Source organism: Lysobacter fragariae (assembly GCF_054779775.1).
Map to the genome: position 1 here is coordinate 94,800 of NZ_BAAGXP010000006.1, position 14,697 is coordinate 109,496.

Sequence of the window (14,697 nt, forward strand, 5' to 3'; positions counted from 1 at the left end):
TTGATGCGGGGCGCAGGTTCGGGCCTTACGTCACGTCAGGGTCAAGCGCGGGTTGGATGGACTTTCAGTTTCCGCTCAGCACTGACGCGGCGGGAGTGCTGGAGCGCGGGTAGACGTCGCAACTGTCGGGATTGGGTCCGTACCGACAGCTGGTGAATCCCGCCGCCCCCAACCTTTGGCCCACGCGCTGGCGTCCAGCCGGGGTGATGCTGGGGGTTCTGCCCGTCCCCGACAAGGAAAGATCGATGCGCTGCATTCTTGCTGTCTCCCTGGCCCTGGTCCTCGCCAGCCCTGCCTACGCCGCGCAGACACTGCGCTATGTCGCGCTGGTCGATGGCGGCAAGCAGGCCGGCCACCAGATCGTCACCACGGGCGACGATGGCGTGACCCGAGTCGACTACCTCTTCAAGGACAACGGCCGCGGTCCGGAGCTGAAGGAAGAATTCACCCTGGCGCCCGACGGCACCTTCGCCACCTACAAGGTGACGGGCTCGACCACGTTCGGCGCGCCGGTCGACGAATCCTTCAAGCGCGACGGCGACAAGGTCAGCTGGAAGTCCACATCCGACCAGGGCGAGATGACCATCAAGGGCACCGCGTTCTACTCCGCATTGGGTGGTACGCCGGCCGATATCTCCCCGGCGCTTGCAGCGCTCTCGCGCCAGGCCGATGGCAAGCTGCCGCTGATCCCCGGCGGTTCGCTGAGCATGCGCAAGCTGGCGCAAATGGACGTCGTGCGCGGCAACGAACACCGCAATGTGCAGCTGCTGGCGATCACCGGAATTGGCTTGACCCCGCAGTTCGTCTGGGCGACCACCGACGCGGAGCCGCGCCTGTTCGCCTTCATCTTCCCCGGCTTCCTGCAGTTGATCGAGGAAGGTTGGGATGCCAACGCCGCCGCGATGGAAACCCGCCAGAAGCAGGCCGAAGGCGAAGCGCTGGTGCAGCTGCACGACAATGTCTCGCACAAGCTGGCCGGCACGACGCTGATCCGCAATGCGCGTGTGTTCGACAGCGAGAAGGCCACGCTGGGCGCGGCTTCGGACGTGCTGGTGCGCGACGGTCGCATCGTCTCGGTCGCCGCCACCGGTGGCAACGCCAAGGCGGATAACGTCATCGACGCCGGCGGCAAGGTGCTGCTGCCGGGTCTGTTCGACATGCACGGCCACCTGGGGCGCTGGGATGGCGGTCTGAACATCGCCACCGGTGTCACCACCGTGCGCGACATGGGCAACGACAACGCCACCCTGCAGCAGCTGATCGCGGAGGAGAAGGCGGACACGCTGCTCTCCACGCACGTCGTCCCCGCCGGTTTCATCGAAGGCGAGAGCCCGATGTCGGCGCGCAATGGCTTCGTCATCAAGAACCTCGACGAAGCGAAGAAAGCCGTCGACTGGTACGCCGAGCACGGCTACCCGCAGATCAAGGTCTACAACTCGTTCCCGAAGGACATCCTGCGCGACACCATCGCCTACGCGCATTCCAAGGGCATGCGCGTAAGCGGCCACGTGCCGGCGTTCCTGCGCGCGCGCGACGTGGTGGACATGGGCTATGACGAAATCCAGCACATCAACCAGGTGCTGCTGAACTTCCTGGTCGACGACAAGACCGACACCCGCACGCTGCAGCGCTTCTACCTGCCGGCGGAGAAGGTTGCCGACATGGATTTCGACAGCAAGGAGGTGCAGGACTACATCGCGATGCTGGCGGCGAAGAAGATCGTCATCGATCCGACGCTGTCGACCTTCGAATTCCTGCGCCAGCGCGCGGGTGATGTCGCCGAAAGCTACGCGCCGATCGCCGCGCACATGCCGCCGGACATCCAGCGCGGCCTGAAGGTCGCCGAGATGAAGATCCCGGACGACGCGACTGCGGCGCGTTACAACAAGTCGTACCTGAAGATGGTCGAGTTCGTTGGTCGCATGTACAAGGCGGGTGTGCCGCTGGTGGCGGGTACCGATGGACTGCCGGGTTTCACCGTGCAGAGCGAGCTGGAGTGGTACGTCCGCGCCGGCCTGACTCCGGCGCAGGCGTTGCAGGTGGCTACCTGGAACGGCGCCAAGTACGCCCGGGTGCTCGATGACCGCGGCTCGGTCACGGCCGGCAAGGCGTCGGATCTGGTGCTTATCGACGGCGATCCGACGGCGAACATCTCTGATATCCGCAACGTGGCGCTGGTGATGAAGGGCGATACCGCCTATTACCCTAGCGAGATCTTCGACGCGCTGGGGGTCAAGCCCTTCGCGACCGCGGTGAAGGCCGCGTCGAACAAGTAGGCCGCCGGGTCCCTTCCCGGGATTCCCTCGCCACGCGGGCGAGGGAGCTCCTGGGAAGGGCTTTTGACTGCACTTCGGGCTTCGCCGACTTAACAGCCCCGTGCCTGCGGGTCCTTCGACTTCGGTGCTTCGCACCTACGCTCAGGATGAGCGGGTAGCCATGCGGTCAGGGTGAGCGGGAGTGGCCGGGCTGCTTGGCCAGGCCCCGCCTGTAACCGCCACGCGGCTCTGCGCCTGCCAGTCCGCTCAGGGGTTCTGGCGCCTTCGATCTAGCCCGCTAGACGCCTAAAGCAGGCTCCGGGCACCCGGCCCCCAACCATCCCCGCTCATCCTGAGCGTAGGTGCGAAGCACCGAAATCGAAGGATGTGACCGGAATACGACAAACGGCGTACCGGCACGTACGGTGGGCTTAACGGTGGGATAACATTCGCGGGTTCCTTCACCAGCCCGCCGCCGTCCGGAGCCCACACATGCGCCACCGCACCTTCCGTCGCCACGCACTGACCGCGTCCATCGCGCTTTCGCTGTTCGCCACCGTCGCCAACGCGCAGGAAGCTGCCAGCGATACCACGGAAACCAAGGCCAAGACGCTGGACGCCGTGCAGGTCACCGCGCAGCGTCGCGTGGAAAGCATCCTGGACGTGCCGGTGTCCGTCAGCACGGTCAGTGGCGAGAAGCTCGACGCGCTGGCGTCCGGCGGTACCGACGTCCGCTTCCTGTCCGGCCGCGTGCCGAGCCTCAACATCGAATCCTCGTTCGGCCGCGCCTTCCCGCGCTTCTACATCCGCGGTTACGGCAATACCGATTTCCGCCTCAACACCTCGCAGCCCGTGTCGCTGGTCTATGACGACGTGGTGCAGGAAAACCCGATCCTGAAGGGCTTCCCGGTGTTCGACGTCGACCAGGTCGAAGTGCTGCGCGGTCCGCAGGGCACGCTGTTCGGCCGCAACAGCCCGGCCGGCGTGGTCAAGTTCGAGTCGGTACGCCCGTCGCAGGATTTCGGCGGCTACGCCAAGCTCGGTGCCGGCAGCGACGACATGTGGAACTTCGAGGGCGCCGTCGGCGGTGGCCTCAGCGACAACTGGTCCGCGCGCGCATCGGTGCTGTTCCAGCGTCGCGACGACTGGGTGAAGAACACCTATCCGGGCCCGAACGACGGGTTCGAGGGCTACGACGAGTCCGCGGCACGCGTGCAGGCGCTGTACTCGGGCGATGGCTTCGAGGCACTGCTCGGCGTCCATGCGCGCCACCTCAACGGCACCGCGCGCCTGTTCCGCGCCAACATCATCAAGCCGGGCACCAATGACCTCGTCGACGGCTTCGACGAAAACGAAGTGTCGGTCGACGGTTACAACCATTCCGAACTCGACAGCGAAGGTTTCAACGCGCGCCTGAGCTGGGACGTGGGCAACTACACGCTGCACTCCATCACCGGCTACGAGTCGGTGGAAACCTATAGCCGCGGCGACATCGACGGCGGTTACGGATTCGACAACCCGTTCCTGGGCACCGTGGGTGAGCCGGGCTTCATTCCGTTCCCCTCGGAAACGGCCGACGGCATCCCGCAGCATTCGCAGTGGACCCAGGAGTTCCGCCTGGAGAGCGACACCACCGGCAACTTCAACTGGCAGGCCGGCCTGTTCCTGTTCAAGGAAGACTACGACGTCGAGAGCTTCAGCTACGACTCCATCAACGGTGGCATCGAGGATGGCTACGAGCGCATCAACCAGACCAACGACTCGTGGGCGGTGTTCACCGCGGCGACGTGGAAGGTGACACCGGCGTTCGAACTGCGCGGCGGCCTGCGCTATACGGTCGACAAGAAGGACCTGGCGGTGGAGGAGTACTACGCCAATGGTTTCGCGCCCTGCATTGCTCCCACGTTCAACCTGCCTGGCGCGGGTCCGTTGCGTTGCACCCTGGCGGACTTGCAGGCGCTGGAACCCGACGGCGATCTGTCGGCGCATCCGGAAGACAAGAAGCTGAGCTGGGACCTGTCGGCCACCTACAAGGTCAATGACGACATGAACCTGTATGCCCGCGTAGCCACCGGTTACCGCGGCAGCAGCATCCAGGCCGCCGGCGCGTTCAACACCAAGTCCGTCGCCGGTCCGGAAACCTCGCTGTCGTTCGAGGCCGGCATCAAGGCTGACCTGTGGGACAAGCGCGCGCGCCTGAGTGCTGGTCTCTTCTATTACGAGGTGAAGGACCAGCAACTCACCGCGGTGGGTGGTTCGGCCAACGCCAATATCCTGCTCAATGCCGAGAAATCGACGGGCCAGGGCTTCGAGCTGGACTTCCAGACCTACCTGACCGACAACCTGCTGGTCACTTGGGGCAGCAGCTACAACGACACGGAGATCAAGGACGCTGACCTGGCGGTGTCGGTATGCGCGCAGTGCACGGTCACCGATCCGCGCGACGCCACTGGCAGGGCGCTGATTGACGGCAATCCGCTGCCGCAGGCCCCGAAGTGGTCACACAACATGACGGCACGCTGGAGCATGCCGACCGGCGAAGGCGCCGAGTTCTACGTGTTCACCGACTGGTCCTACCGCAGCGAAGTGAACTTCTTCCTGTACGACTCGGTGGAGTTCACCGGCAAGTCGCTGCTCGAAGGCGGCCTGCGCCTGGGCTACGACTGGGGCTACGGCAAGTACGACGTCGCCGTGTTCGGCCGCAACATCACCGACCAGGTGCAGGTGGTGGGCGGCATCGACTTCAACAACCTGACCGGCTTCATCAACGAGCCGCGTACGCTGGGCGTGGAGTTCAAGGCCTCGTTCTGACGCAGTCGACCTTGCTTGACGAAACGCCGGGCTTGTCCCGGCGTTTTGTTTTTCGGGGTTCAGTCGCCTGTCGCTGGCTGGCATCCCGGGCCGGGTGTGGGTTCTGTTTTTGACCGAGTGTTGGAAGCAGTTCCCACGCCTCAGTCCTTCAAGCCACCGCTGCAAGCCGATGCCAACCGCGACCCCCGGCGTTATGCTGGACGGAACGACGACAACCGCCCGGAGCGCGCCATGTCCACCGCCTACGATTTCTCCGCCGCCGACATCGACGGCCAGGCCAAGTCGCTTGCCGACTTCAGCGGCAAGGTGATGCTGGTCGTCAACGTCGCATCCAAGTGCGGATTCACGCCGCAGTACACCGGCCTTGAAAAGCTCTGGCGCGATTTCGGATCGCGTGGGCTGGTGGTGTTGGGATTCCCATGCGACCAGTTCGGCCACCAGGAGCCGGGCGACGAAGCGGAGATCCGCAACTTCTGCTCGCTCAACTATGACGTGACCTTCCCGATGTTCGCCAAGATCGACGTCAACGGTGCCAACGCGCATCCGCTGTGGAAATGGCTGAAGGAGGAAAAGGGCGGCTTCCTCGGAATCGATGCGATCAAGTGGAATTTCAGCAAATTCCTGATTGGCCGCGATGGCAAGGTCATCAAGCGCTATGCGCCGACCGACTCGCCCGAATCGATCGCGGGCGACATCGAAACCGCATTGGGGTAATGCATGTCCCCCGCGGCGAAGGAAGCGCCTGTCCTGATCCGGTTCGCCCGGGAGCAGTCGCTGTTGCGCGTGCATGTGATCGGCGCCAGCACCCTTGAAAACACGGTGTCGTACTGGCGGGCGATCGTCGCCGAGGTCCGCCGTGACGCTCCCGACGCGATCGTGCTGGTAGACGAACTGCGGGGCGAACCGCTGACGGCCGAACAATGGCTCAAACTTGTCGAAGCCGTCGCTGGGCAGGGGCTGGAAAGCATCCGCATCGCCCACGTCAAACCGCATGGGCTGCAGCAGATCGAGTACTGCGAGCTGTACGCGCGTGAGGCCGGGTTCGACGCGCGGGTGTTCGACGACGAACACGCCGCGCAGCTGTGGGTTCGCTGGGGCGAGCGCTAGGCGGACGAACGCAGGCAGGATCGAAAACCCCATCGGTCGGCTGTCCCGGCGAGCGTGGCGGTGTCCTCGCTGGTGCCGGCCAGACGGTACGTACACCCGATGGGTGGTGGTCCCGACCGTGGACACGGCGGCGTACTGCGGCGCTACACTGAAGCTGAATATGGCCACGCGCGCCCAGGAACTGGAGCGGCGTGATGCGTCCGGGACGGGGACAAGGACGGAATCGGCTGCCGGGTTCGTGTCTGCGCTGTTCTCCGCTGCCAGCCTCGAGGAAATCGCGGCTGTGGTCGCAGGGCGCGTGGAATCGGAGTTCGGTGGCCGCGACGCGCACCTGGTCTGGAGCCTGGGTCCGGCGGAAGGCACGCCGTTTCCCTGGCGCAGCTGGCCTGACACCGGTTCGCTGGCTGTCGAAAGGGCGTTGATCGAAGCATCCGTACGCGGTGCGAGCCTCGTGGAAGCGTCGACTTCACAACCCGGCTGGCAGAAGGTCGCCCAATCCATCGGTAGCCCGGATCCCGGGCATCGCGTGCTGCTCGTGGCGCAATGGCCGGATGGCGCTTGCATTCCCGAACAGCAACCGCCAGCCTGGCACGAATTCATGGCGCTGTCCGCCGCGCGCCTCAGCAGCGTGGTGGAACTGATCGAACAGCGCCTGGCGGTCCAGCGCCTGGAGAAGACGGCCAAGCTGCAGTCCGCCTTGTATGCCATCGCCGACCTGGCCAGCGGCGATCTGGACATGCCCGACATGCTCCGTCGCATCCACGCGATCGTTGACGAGCTGATGTACGCGCGGAACTTCTTCATCGCGCTGCACAACGCAGCGCACGACAGCGTGCGTTTCATCTACTACGCGGACGAGAAGGATCCGCGTCCGATCGATCCCGACCAGGAATATCCCGCGGGGCAGATCCGCAACAGCCTCACGCTGGCGATGATCCGCCAGGGCCGTTCCGCGATGGGGCCATCGCAGCGGCTGCGTGACGAGTTCGGCCTGGAGCAGGTCGATGAAGCCGAATACGGCCCTGACAGCGCAGATTGGCTGGGCGTGCCGATGGTCGCGGAAGGGCAGGTGCGCGGCGCGATCGTCGTGCAGAGCTACGACCTGGCAGGGCGCTTCACCGAGGAAGACCGCACCCTGCTTGCCTTCGTCGCCCAGCACATCCTCACCGCGCTGCTGCGCAAGCAGGAGCACAACGAACTGGAGTTGCGCGTGGAGGAACGCACGCGCGAACTGACCGAGGAAGTGCGCGAGCGCAAGCGCGGCGAGAAGCTGCAGGCAGCGCTGTACAGCATTGCTGACCTGGCCAGTGGCGAGCTGGCGATGTACGAGATGCTTAAACGCATCCACGGCGTTGTCGATGAGCTGATGTATGCGAAGAACTTCTACATCGCGCTCTATAACAACGACACTGACACGCTGCGGTTTCCCTACCATGCCGACGAGAAGGACTCCGGCCTGGTCAAGCCGGAAGAAGAGATCCCCGCGGAAGTACTCCGCAACAGCCTGACGCTGGGGCTCATCCGGCATGGACGCACCGCAATGGGCCCCGCACGTGATGTGGCAGCGGTGCTCTCGGTGCCCGGTGGCATCGGACTGGGTACGCCGGCGGAGGACTTCCTCGGCGTACCGATGGTGGCAGAAGGCGTGGTGCGCGGGGTGGTGGTGGTGCAGAGCTACGATCCGTCCGTCCACTACTCCGAAGAGGATCGCGCGCTGTTGGCCTATGTCGCCCAGCACATCCTGACGGCGCTGGCACGCAAGCAGGCGCAGACGGAGCTTGAGAGCCGCGTCAAGGACCGTACCCACGAACTTGCCGCGGCCGTCAACGAACTGCGCGAACAGATCGTCGTGCGCGAGCGTGCCGAGCAGCAGCTGGTGCACGAAACGCTGCACGACTCGCTGACTGGCTTGCCCAACCGCACTTACCTCTATGGCGCACTGGAACGAGCGTTGTCGCGGCTGCAGCGCGACCCGGAACACCGGTTCGCGGTGCTGTTCCTCGACCTTGATCGCTTCAAGGTCATCAACGACAGTGTCGGCCACCTGTACGGCGACGAGGTGCTCAAGCAGGCAGCCGAGCGATTGGCCGAATGCGTGCGTTCCTCCGACGTGGTGGCCAGGCTGGGTGGCGACGAATTCGCGCTTCTGATGGAAGACATCCGCGTGCCGGAGGATGCCTGTCACACCGCGCAGCGTGCGATCGAAGCGCTGAGCAGGCCGATGCACGTCGCCGGCAAGGAATTGTTCACCTCGGCCAGCGTCGGCATTGCGCTGGGCAACGCGCGTTACCGCAAGCCTGAGGAACTGCTGCGCGATGCCGACGTCGCCATGTATCGCGCCAAGGCGCACGGCCGTCACCGCTTCGAGATTTTCGACGAGCGACTGCACCTGGAGGCATTGCAGCTGCTGGACCTGGAGAGCGACCTGCGTCGCGCGATCCAGCGCGAGGAGTTCGAGCCGCATTTCCAGTCGATCGTGAACCTGCGCGATGGCAGCGTGGTCGGCTACGAAGCGCTGCTGCGCTGGCGCCATCCGGGGCGCGGCCTGCTGCTGCCGGGCGAGTTCCTGAAAGTGGCCGAGGACAGCGGCAGCGTCGAGCAGATCGACTGGCAGATGTTCGAGAGCACCTGTCACGACATCCCGGCACTGCAGGTGGGCGGCGGATACGTGACCATCAATGTGTCGCCGCGGCATTTCCGCTCGCCGTCGCTGGCCGGGCACCTGCTGGGCATGCTGGATTCGTTCGGGATAGCGCCCGAATGCGTGCGCGTGGAGATCACCGAGGACGCGCTGGTCGAGAATCCGGACCAGGTCTTCGACACGCTCGATCGCCTGCGTTGCGGCGGCGTGCTGGCGGCGCTGGACGACTTCGGCACCGGCTATTCGTCATTGAGTTACCTGCATCGCTTCCCGCTGCATTCGCTGAAGATCGATCGTTCCTTCGTCAGCGCGATGCAACCCGATGCTCGCGGCGGCAGCACCGCGGTAGTACGCGCGGTGCTGGCGCTGGCCAATACGTTGGGAATGGAAGTCATCGCCGAGGGCATCGAGACCGAGGAGCAGCGCCAGTGGCTGCTCGAGATCGGCTGCGAGCTGGGGCAAGGCTTCCTGTTCTCGCGTGCCCGGCCCGCGGTGGACTGGGTGCGGCGGCGGCATTGAAGCGCGCTGGCTCCGCGAAGTAACGCCGCCTCCCTCGCTGCCAGGGAGCCTCCGCTCGTCATCCCCGCGAAGGCGGGGATCCAGTGTCTTAGCTTTCAACGGCCTGAAGTCGCTGGATGACCAGCCTGCGGCTGTTGTGAAGCGCTTCCCGCCTTTCGCGGGGATGACGGCAAATTATTCAGCCACTCCCCAGGTCAGAGAGAGAGGCGGCGGCGATACGTTCCGTCAGGACAGTGCAGGCGCAGGTTCAGGTTCACCAGCCACCACCACGCGCGACCTGCGCTTCATTCCGAAGCAGGGACGCAGCCAGTCCACCCTGCGGACGCCTTCGAACAACAGCCAGCAGCCGGCGACGGTGCCCAGCAGCACCAGTGCGGGTTCGACCACCACCCCCAGGCGCAGCGGCAGAAGCCAGTAGGCGATCACCACGATCAGGCTCTGGTGCAGCACGTACCACGGGTAGACCGCTTCCGTCGCCCACGGCAGCCAGCGGAAGCGGCGATTCAGCAGCGCCTTGCCCCAGCCGAGGATCGCGCACAGCGCCATCCAGATGTAGAAGTTGCGCACCGTGCGACCTACCAGCATGACCCACTCGGGCGAGTCGTCCGCCAAGCCGAACACCATCGCCAGGTAGATCGTGACCAGAACCAGTGCCGAGCACAGAGCGCGGCGGCGCAGGCGCACCAGCTCGTCCCACACGCCCGCGTCGGTCCCCAGCCACCAGCCGTAAAGGAACACGGTGAAATAGATCGCGTGGCGGTACCAGTCGTGGATCAGGTCGCCGGTGTCCTCGAAGAACGGCTGCAGCGTGAGCGTCCACAGCAGCAGCGGGAGCGCAGGCACGGTGAGGAGCGCGGTGCCGCGAAGCCCCGTCAACGGATTGGGCAACCGCTTCAGCAGCGGCAGCGCGACGGCGAAGACGACCGTGTAGCACCACAGGTAGATGAGGTACCAGAGATGGTTCCAGGTGAAGCCATGTTCCCAGCCGTCGAAGGCGCCTTCGGGCCATGGCTGCGTGTGGCCGAAGTAGCGGACCAGGAAGTCGATGTAGCCCGGTTCCACCAGTCCGTTCGACACGCCCTGCACGTAGGGCTGGATCGGCACCACCACCAGGCAGCCGAACACCAGCGGCAGCAGGAGCCGCCAGCTGCGCTGGGCGATGAAACGGCCGGTCGAACCATCGCCGCCGCGCAGCAGGAAATGCACCGACAGGCCCGAGATCAGGAAGATCAGGTCCATCCGCCAGCGGTTCACCACCAGCATCGGCAGCTGCAGCCATTCGGCCAGGTGGGGGCTCTTGATGTGCCAGCCCCAGTCATCGCCGGCCACGTACAACATGCACCAGTGGTAGAGGATCAGCAGGGCGAAGGCGAGGGCGCGCAGGGCGTCTATGTCGTATCGGCGTTCTTGCATGGCAGCGGTCCGTGGCGGGCTGGACTGCGAAATTCCGCCTGGCGGATCGCATGGACCATCGCCAAGTGATTGATTGACGGGGTGCAGGGACGAAGCGTGGGGCCGACGGGACGAACCGGTCCCGCCCTGTCGTGTCGCTGGGCGACAATGCGCCGATGGAACCCCGCATCGACCAGCCCCACGCCGCCGACGCCAACCTCTGGGATCGCTACCAGCCGTGGCGGCGCACCGTGGAGTGGGGGTTCTGGCTGGTCAGCTATGTGGTTGGCGCGGTCACCAACAGCGTGACCGTCCTGATGGACATCCGTCGGACCGGGCTGCACTTCGCCGCCTGGGAGCCGGTGGTGTGGGAGTGGACCAGCCACACGGTCGCCCTGGCCCTGGTCCCCGCGACGCTCTGGTTTACCCGGCGCTACTCGCTGCACTTCGACACCTGGCGCCGCAACCTCCCGATGCTGGCGTTGGGCAGCGTGGCCTGGTCGCTGGTGCACGTGGTCGGGATGATTTCTGCGCGCAAGGTCATTTATGCCATGCAGGGCGACCACTACGGCGGCGATGATTGGCCGACGGTGTTCTTCTATGAATACCTGAAGGACATCCGGCACTACGCCGGGCTGGTCGTCTTCATCGAGGTCTATCGCCTGCTCATCCGCCGCCTGCAGGGCGAAGCCAGCCTGCTGGCCACCCCGGATGACGCGCCGCCGATCGAGTCGATCGAACGCCCCGAGCGCTTCCTGGTGCGCAAGCTGGGCAAGGAATTCCTGATCGCCGCGGCCGACGTGGAATGGCTGCAGGCGTCCGGCAACTACGTCAACCTGCACGTGCGCGGCCGCGACTACCCGCTGCGAACGACGATGGCGACCATCGAGGCGCAGCTGGATCCCGCCCGCTTCGTGCGTGTGCACCGCAGCTACATTGTCAATCTGGATTGCGTGGGCGAAATCGACCCGCTGGATACCGGCGATGCGCGGATCTCCATGCGCGATGGCACGTCGATCCCGTGCAGTCGTACGTATCGCGACGCGCTGCGGCCGGAGCGGCGGGTGGCGTAGGGCGGGCCTTGGCCCGCCATTGCCATGGTCGGCCGCGTCCCATGGCGGAGGTGTCCGCCTCTGGCATTCCTACTGCGGTGGTGAGCCGTAGGCCTGCCTGTGCCCGAGCGCTCAGGATGAGTTGGTGTCCGCATGGATGAAAGTGCTTCTCCCGCTCATCTTGAGCGAAGCGTCCTTCGACTTCGTGGGCTGTGCCCACTACGCTCAGGATGAGCGGTGTTTCTCCCTTCCCGCTCATCCTGAGCGTAGCGAAGCGGAGTCGAAGGACTCCGCGCGGTCACTTCTCGACGAAAGCGCGCTCGAACACGTACTGCCCCGGCGTACCGATGCGCGGCGAAGCAGTGAAGCCCCGGCCATCGAGCAGCATGCGGAAATCAGCCAGCATCTGCGGGCTGCCGCAGATCATCGCGCGGTCATGTGCAGCGTCGAGCGGTTCGATGCCGAGGTGTTCCATCATCTGCCCCGACGCCATCAGGTCGGTCATGCGACCGCGATGGTCGTGGCCGCGATGCAGGAAGGGTTCCCGGGTGACGGCGGGGTAGTAGAGCAGCTTCGATGCAATCGCTTCGCCGAGGAATTCATGGCGCGGCAGTTCGTTCTCGATGTAATCGCGATAGGCCAGGTCCTGCGCGTGGCGCACGCCGTGGCACACGATCACCTTGTCGAAGCGCTCGTAGGTTTCCGGATCCTTGATGACGGCGAGCCATGGTGCGAAGCCCGTGCCGGTACCGAGCAGGTACAGGTTGCGGCCGGCATGCAGGTCGGAGATCAGCAGCGTCCCTGTGGGCTTGCGACCGATCAGCACGGTATCGCCGGGCCTGATGTCCTTCAGCCGTGATGTCAGCGGGCCGTCGGGCACCTTGATGCTGAAGAACTCCAACTGTTCTTCCCAGTTGGCGCTGGCGATGGAATACGCGCGCAGCAGCGGCTTGCTGCCGCTGTCGGCCTGCCCACCGTTACCAGCAGGGACCTGCAGCCCGATCATCACGAACTGCCCGTTGTCGAAACGGAAGCCGTCGTCGCGCGTGGTGGTGAAGCTGAAGTAGTCGTCTGTCCAGTGACGGACATCCAGCACGGTCTCGGTGCCGAAGGCGGATGACATGGCGGGGCAGGTGTGGCGTGGGGGTGCGCATTGTAACGGGGCCGAGTTCCATCCGCCTTGTCGGCGCGTTCTCCGGAGCCGCGACGTAGCGCCGGTATTGGCGTCGGTCATCGCGCGGCCCGCAAGGAACGATCCCGCGTGCTCGACCTCATCGGGATGAACAAGCCGGACGCAGAACCACTCGGCACGCAATTTGTTTAGTTCGATGAAGAAACAATGGCTTCGGGAAGTATGGTCGCGAGCTTTGTATGCACGGCCGCAACATGGTCACGACGACATTTTTTGCGTCCATACTCCGCGGCCCCGCCGGCGGCGATCAGCGACAGCAGCGGGAATTCACCGTATCGCTGCTTCGCTCCTGTTGCGTCGCATCGTTACGCCATCGCGGCGCGCGATCGCGCCAAATCCAACCAGGGAGCAGCACCAGCATGAATGCAACAAGGATCATCGCCGCCGTCGTCGCCATCGCCTGCGCGCCGGTCGTCAACGCCAAGGAATGCAGGAACATCCACGCCGACGTCGTCGAGGTCTATGCCGACCATGGCTGCACGTTGGCCGGCACGTGCTTCATCGGCGAGTTCAAGGGTAACGGCTTCAGCGGCGTCAACGAATTCGCGCTGGATGGCTCCAATGCGGGTCCGGCCTCGTCGTCCGATTTCATCAGCTACGCCGGGCCGTTCGAATACACCACCGCGAAGGGCACGCTGAAGGTGCGCGAGACCGGCGTGTACAACGTGGGCACCGGTCAACCGCAGAGTGGCGCCGTTGCCGGCTACCAGCAGATCGTCGGCGGTACCGGCGAATTTGCCGGCGCGACCGGGCAACTGTATTCGCGTGGCCGCGCCGCTAACGGCGTGTTCAATACTCAGGTCACCGGCCAGGTGTGCGTTCCCTGATCGCATCGCGGGATGGCGTCGTTGGCGCCATCCCGTCTTTTCTCGACACTCTGTTATCAGACCTGGCAGGTGTCGGGTCCGCAGACGGCCATCTGGGCAGCCTCGGACCGATGCGGCGTTGCGTTGGCAACGCGCTTGGCGAGATGCTCCGTCCACGATTGCGCGTCGCCCAGGTAGGGGCTGGAATCCACCAGCATCGGTGGTTGTGACCCCATGCGCAGGGCGATCGTGGGGAAGCCGCGACCGCCGACTTCCGCCAGAAGCCGGCGCGACGTGGTCATGTGCGCATGCACGCGCTCGCCCGATTCGCCGGCGAATGCCGCGCTGAAAGCATCGCCATCGATGCCGGTTTCCATCGCCAGCTCACGCAGGACGGACGCACGCGCGACGTGGCGGCCGTCGACGTAATGGGCATGCTGGATCGCATGCAGCATCTGCAGCCCACGACCACCCAATGATTGCGTCGCGAGGATCGCAGCGATCGGCGGTTCGGAATCAAGCAGCACGCTGGAATCCCGCAGCAACCCGTCGAAATACGCGGCGCCAAACGGCTGCCCGCTCGCCTGCGCGATCCGTCGATCGTGGGGCAACACGAATTCCCGCCACTGCGGGCTGACGTTGCGTCGATTGGCGCCGGTCATCATGCCGCCGGCATGGAGCGTGACGGTGATGCCAGGAATGCTGGCGGCGGCTTCGATCAGCGGTGCGGCGGCATAACACCAGCCGCAGAACGGATCAAAGATGTAGTGCAGGACGGTTTGCGATGCGGCTTGCGTTGGCATGTTCGTTCCTTCGAGCGGGCAGCGAGGCGCGCACTGTATCCCGTCGTGCATCGGAACTGATACGAGATGTCGTGGGTAGTAAGTTCATTCGCGGAAAGTATGTTGCATTGCAGCAATGT

At 64.9% G+C, this 14,697-nt stretch carries 10 protein-coding genes; 7 read left to right on the forward strand and 3 right to left on the reverse strand.

Translation table 11 applies throughout. The features are described from left to right. Positions 1-245: 245 nt before the first annotated feature. The 5 genes from ACYVD7_RS06455 (at position 246) to ACYVD7_RS06475 (ending at position 9,333) form a co-directional block, all read left to right on the forward strand. On the forward strand, positions 246-2,276 hold the full coding sequence (locus ACYVD7_RS06455; protein WP_460760581.1) for an amidohydrolase family protein: 2,031 nt from the start codon (positions 246-248) through the stop codon (positions 2,274-2,276). A gap of 471 nt (positions 2,277-2,747) precedes the next feature. Then, a complete protein-coding gene (locus tag ACYVD7_RS06460) occupies positions 2,748-5,066 on the forward strand; it encodes a TonB-dependent receptor (protein WP_460760584.1) in 2,319 nt (772 codons plus the stop codon). A gap of 231 nt (positions 5,067-5,297) precedes the next feature. Then, the gene (locus ACYVD7_RS06465) at positions 5,298-5,780 is read left to right on the forward strand and encodes a glutathione peroxidase (protein WP_460760586.1); all 483 of its coding nucleotides are present in this window, start codon (positions 5,298-5,300) and stop codon (positions 5,778-5,780) included. Positions 5,781-5,783: 3 nt separating this feature from the next. Next, entirely contained in the window at positions 5,784-6,173 is a 390-nt protein-coding gene (locus ACYVD7_RS06470) for a hypothetical protein (protein ID WP_460760589.1), read from the forward strand. Between the two features lie 238 nt (positions 6,174-6,411). Next, the gene (locus ACYVD7_RS06475) at positions 6,412-9,333 is read left to right on the forward strand and encodes a bifunctional diguanylate cyclase/phosphodiesterase (RefSeq protein ID WP_460760592.1); all 2,922 of its coding nucleotides are present in this window, start codon (positions 6,412-6,414) and stop codon (positions 9,331-9,333) included. A 225-nt stretch (positions 9,334-9,558) separates the two neighbouring features. On the opposite strand, the gene ACYVD7_RS06480 is transcribed toward ACYVD7_RS06475, so the two are convergent. Beyond that, positions 9,559-10,746: an acyltransferase family protein gene (locus ACYVD7_RS06480; RefSeq protein ID WP_460760595.1), complete on the reverse strand. Its 1,188-nt coding sequence runs from the start codon at positions 10,744-10,746 to the stop codon at positions 9,559-9,561. A gap of 155 nt (positions 10,747-10,901) precedes the next feature. Here ACYVD7_RS06480 and ACYVD7_RS06485 point away from each other — a divergent pair, with 155 nt between their 5' ends. Continuing rightward, positions 10,902-11,798: a LytTR family DNA-binding domain-containing protein gene (locus ACYVD7_RS06485; RefSeq protein WP_460760597.1), complete on the forward strand. Its 897-nt coding sequence runs from the start codon at positions 10,902-10,904 to the stop codon at positions 11,796-11,798. A gap of 277 nt (positions 11,799-12,075) precedes the next feature. On the opposite strand, the gene ACYVD7_RS06490 is transcribed toward ACYVD7_RS06485, so the two are convergent. Then, entirely contained in the window at positions 12,076-12,900 is an 825-nt protein-coding gene (locus ACYVD7_RS06490) for a ferredoxin--NADP reductase (protein ID WP_460760600.1), read from the reverse strand. A gap of 428 nt (positions 12,901-13,328) precedes the next feature. Between ACYVD7_RS06490 and ACYVD7_RS06495 the strand changes: the two genes are divergently transcribed. Then, on the forward strand, positions 13,329-13,796 hold the full coding sequence (locus ACYVD7_RS06495; RefSeq protein ID WP_460760603.1) for a hypothetical protein: 468 nt from the start codon (positions 13,329-13,331) through the stop codon (positions 13,794-13,796). A gap of 56 nt (positions 13,797-13,852) precedes the next feature. Here the strand turns inward: ACYVD7_RS06495 and ACYVD7_RS06500 are convergent, their stop codons facing one another. Beyond that, positions 13,853-14,578, reverse strand: coding sequence for a DsbA family protein (locus ACYVD7_RS06500; RefSeq protein ID WP_460760605.1), 726 nt, complete (start codon positions 14,576-14,578; stop codon positions 13,853-13,855). Positions 14,579-14,697 lie beyond the last annotated feature (119 nt).

What these genes read in the sequence shown, in the direction of transcription:
- ACYVD7_RS06455 (WP_460760581.1), top strand. Translation starts at nt 246, where the DNA reads ATGCGCTGCATTCTTGCTGTCTCCCTGGCCCTGGTCCTCGCCAGCCCT.
- ACYVD7_RS06460 (WP_460760584.1), top strand. Translation starts at nt 2,748, where the DNA reads ATGCGCCACCGCACCTTCCGTCGCCACGCACTGACCGCGTCCATCGCG.
- ACYVD7_RS06465 (WP_460760586.1), top strand. Translation starts at nt 5,298, where the DNA reads ATGTCCACCGCCTACGATTTCTCCGCCGCCGACATCGACGGCCAGGCC.
- ACYVD7_RS06470 (WP_460760589.1), top strand. Translation starts at nt 5,784, where the DNA reads ATGTCCCCCGCGGCGAAGGAAGCGCCTGTCCTGATCCGGTTCGCCCGG.
- ACYVD7_RS06480 (WP_460760595.1), bottom strand. Translation starts at nt 10,746, where the DNA reads ATGCAAGAACGCCGATACGACATAGACGCCCTGCGCGCCCTCGCCTTC.
- ACYVD7_RS06485 (WP_460760597.1), top strand. Translation starts at nt 10,902, where the DNA reads ATGGAACCCCGCATCGACCAGCCCCACGCCGCCGACGCCAACCTCTGG.
- ACYVD7_RS06490 (WP_460760600.1), bottom strand. Translation starts at nt 12,900, where the DNA reads ATGTCATCCGCCTTCGGCACCGAGACCGTGCTGGATGTCCGTCACTGG.
- ACYVD7_RS06495 (WP_460760603.1), top strand. Translation starts at nt 13,329, where the DNA reads ATGAATGCAACAAGGATCATCGCCGCCGTCGTCGCCATCGCCTGCGCG.
- ACYVD7_RS06500 (WP_460760605.1), bottom strand. Translation starts at nt 14,578, where the DNA reads ATGCCAACGCAAGCCGCATCGCAAACCGTCCTGCACTACATCTTTGAT.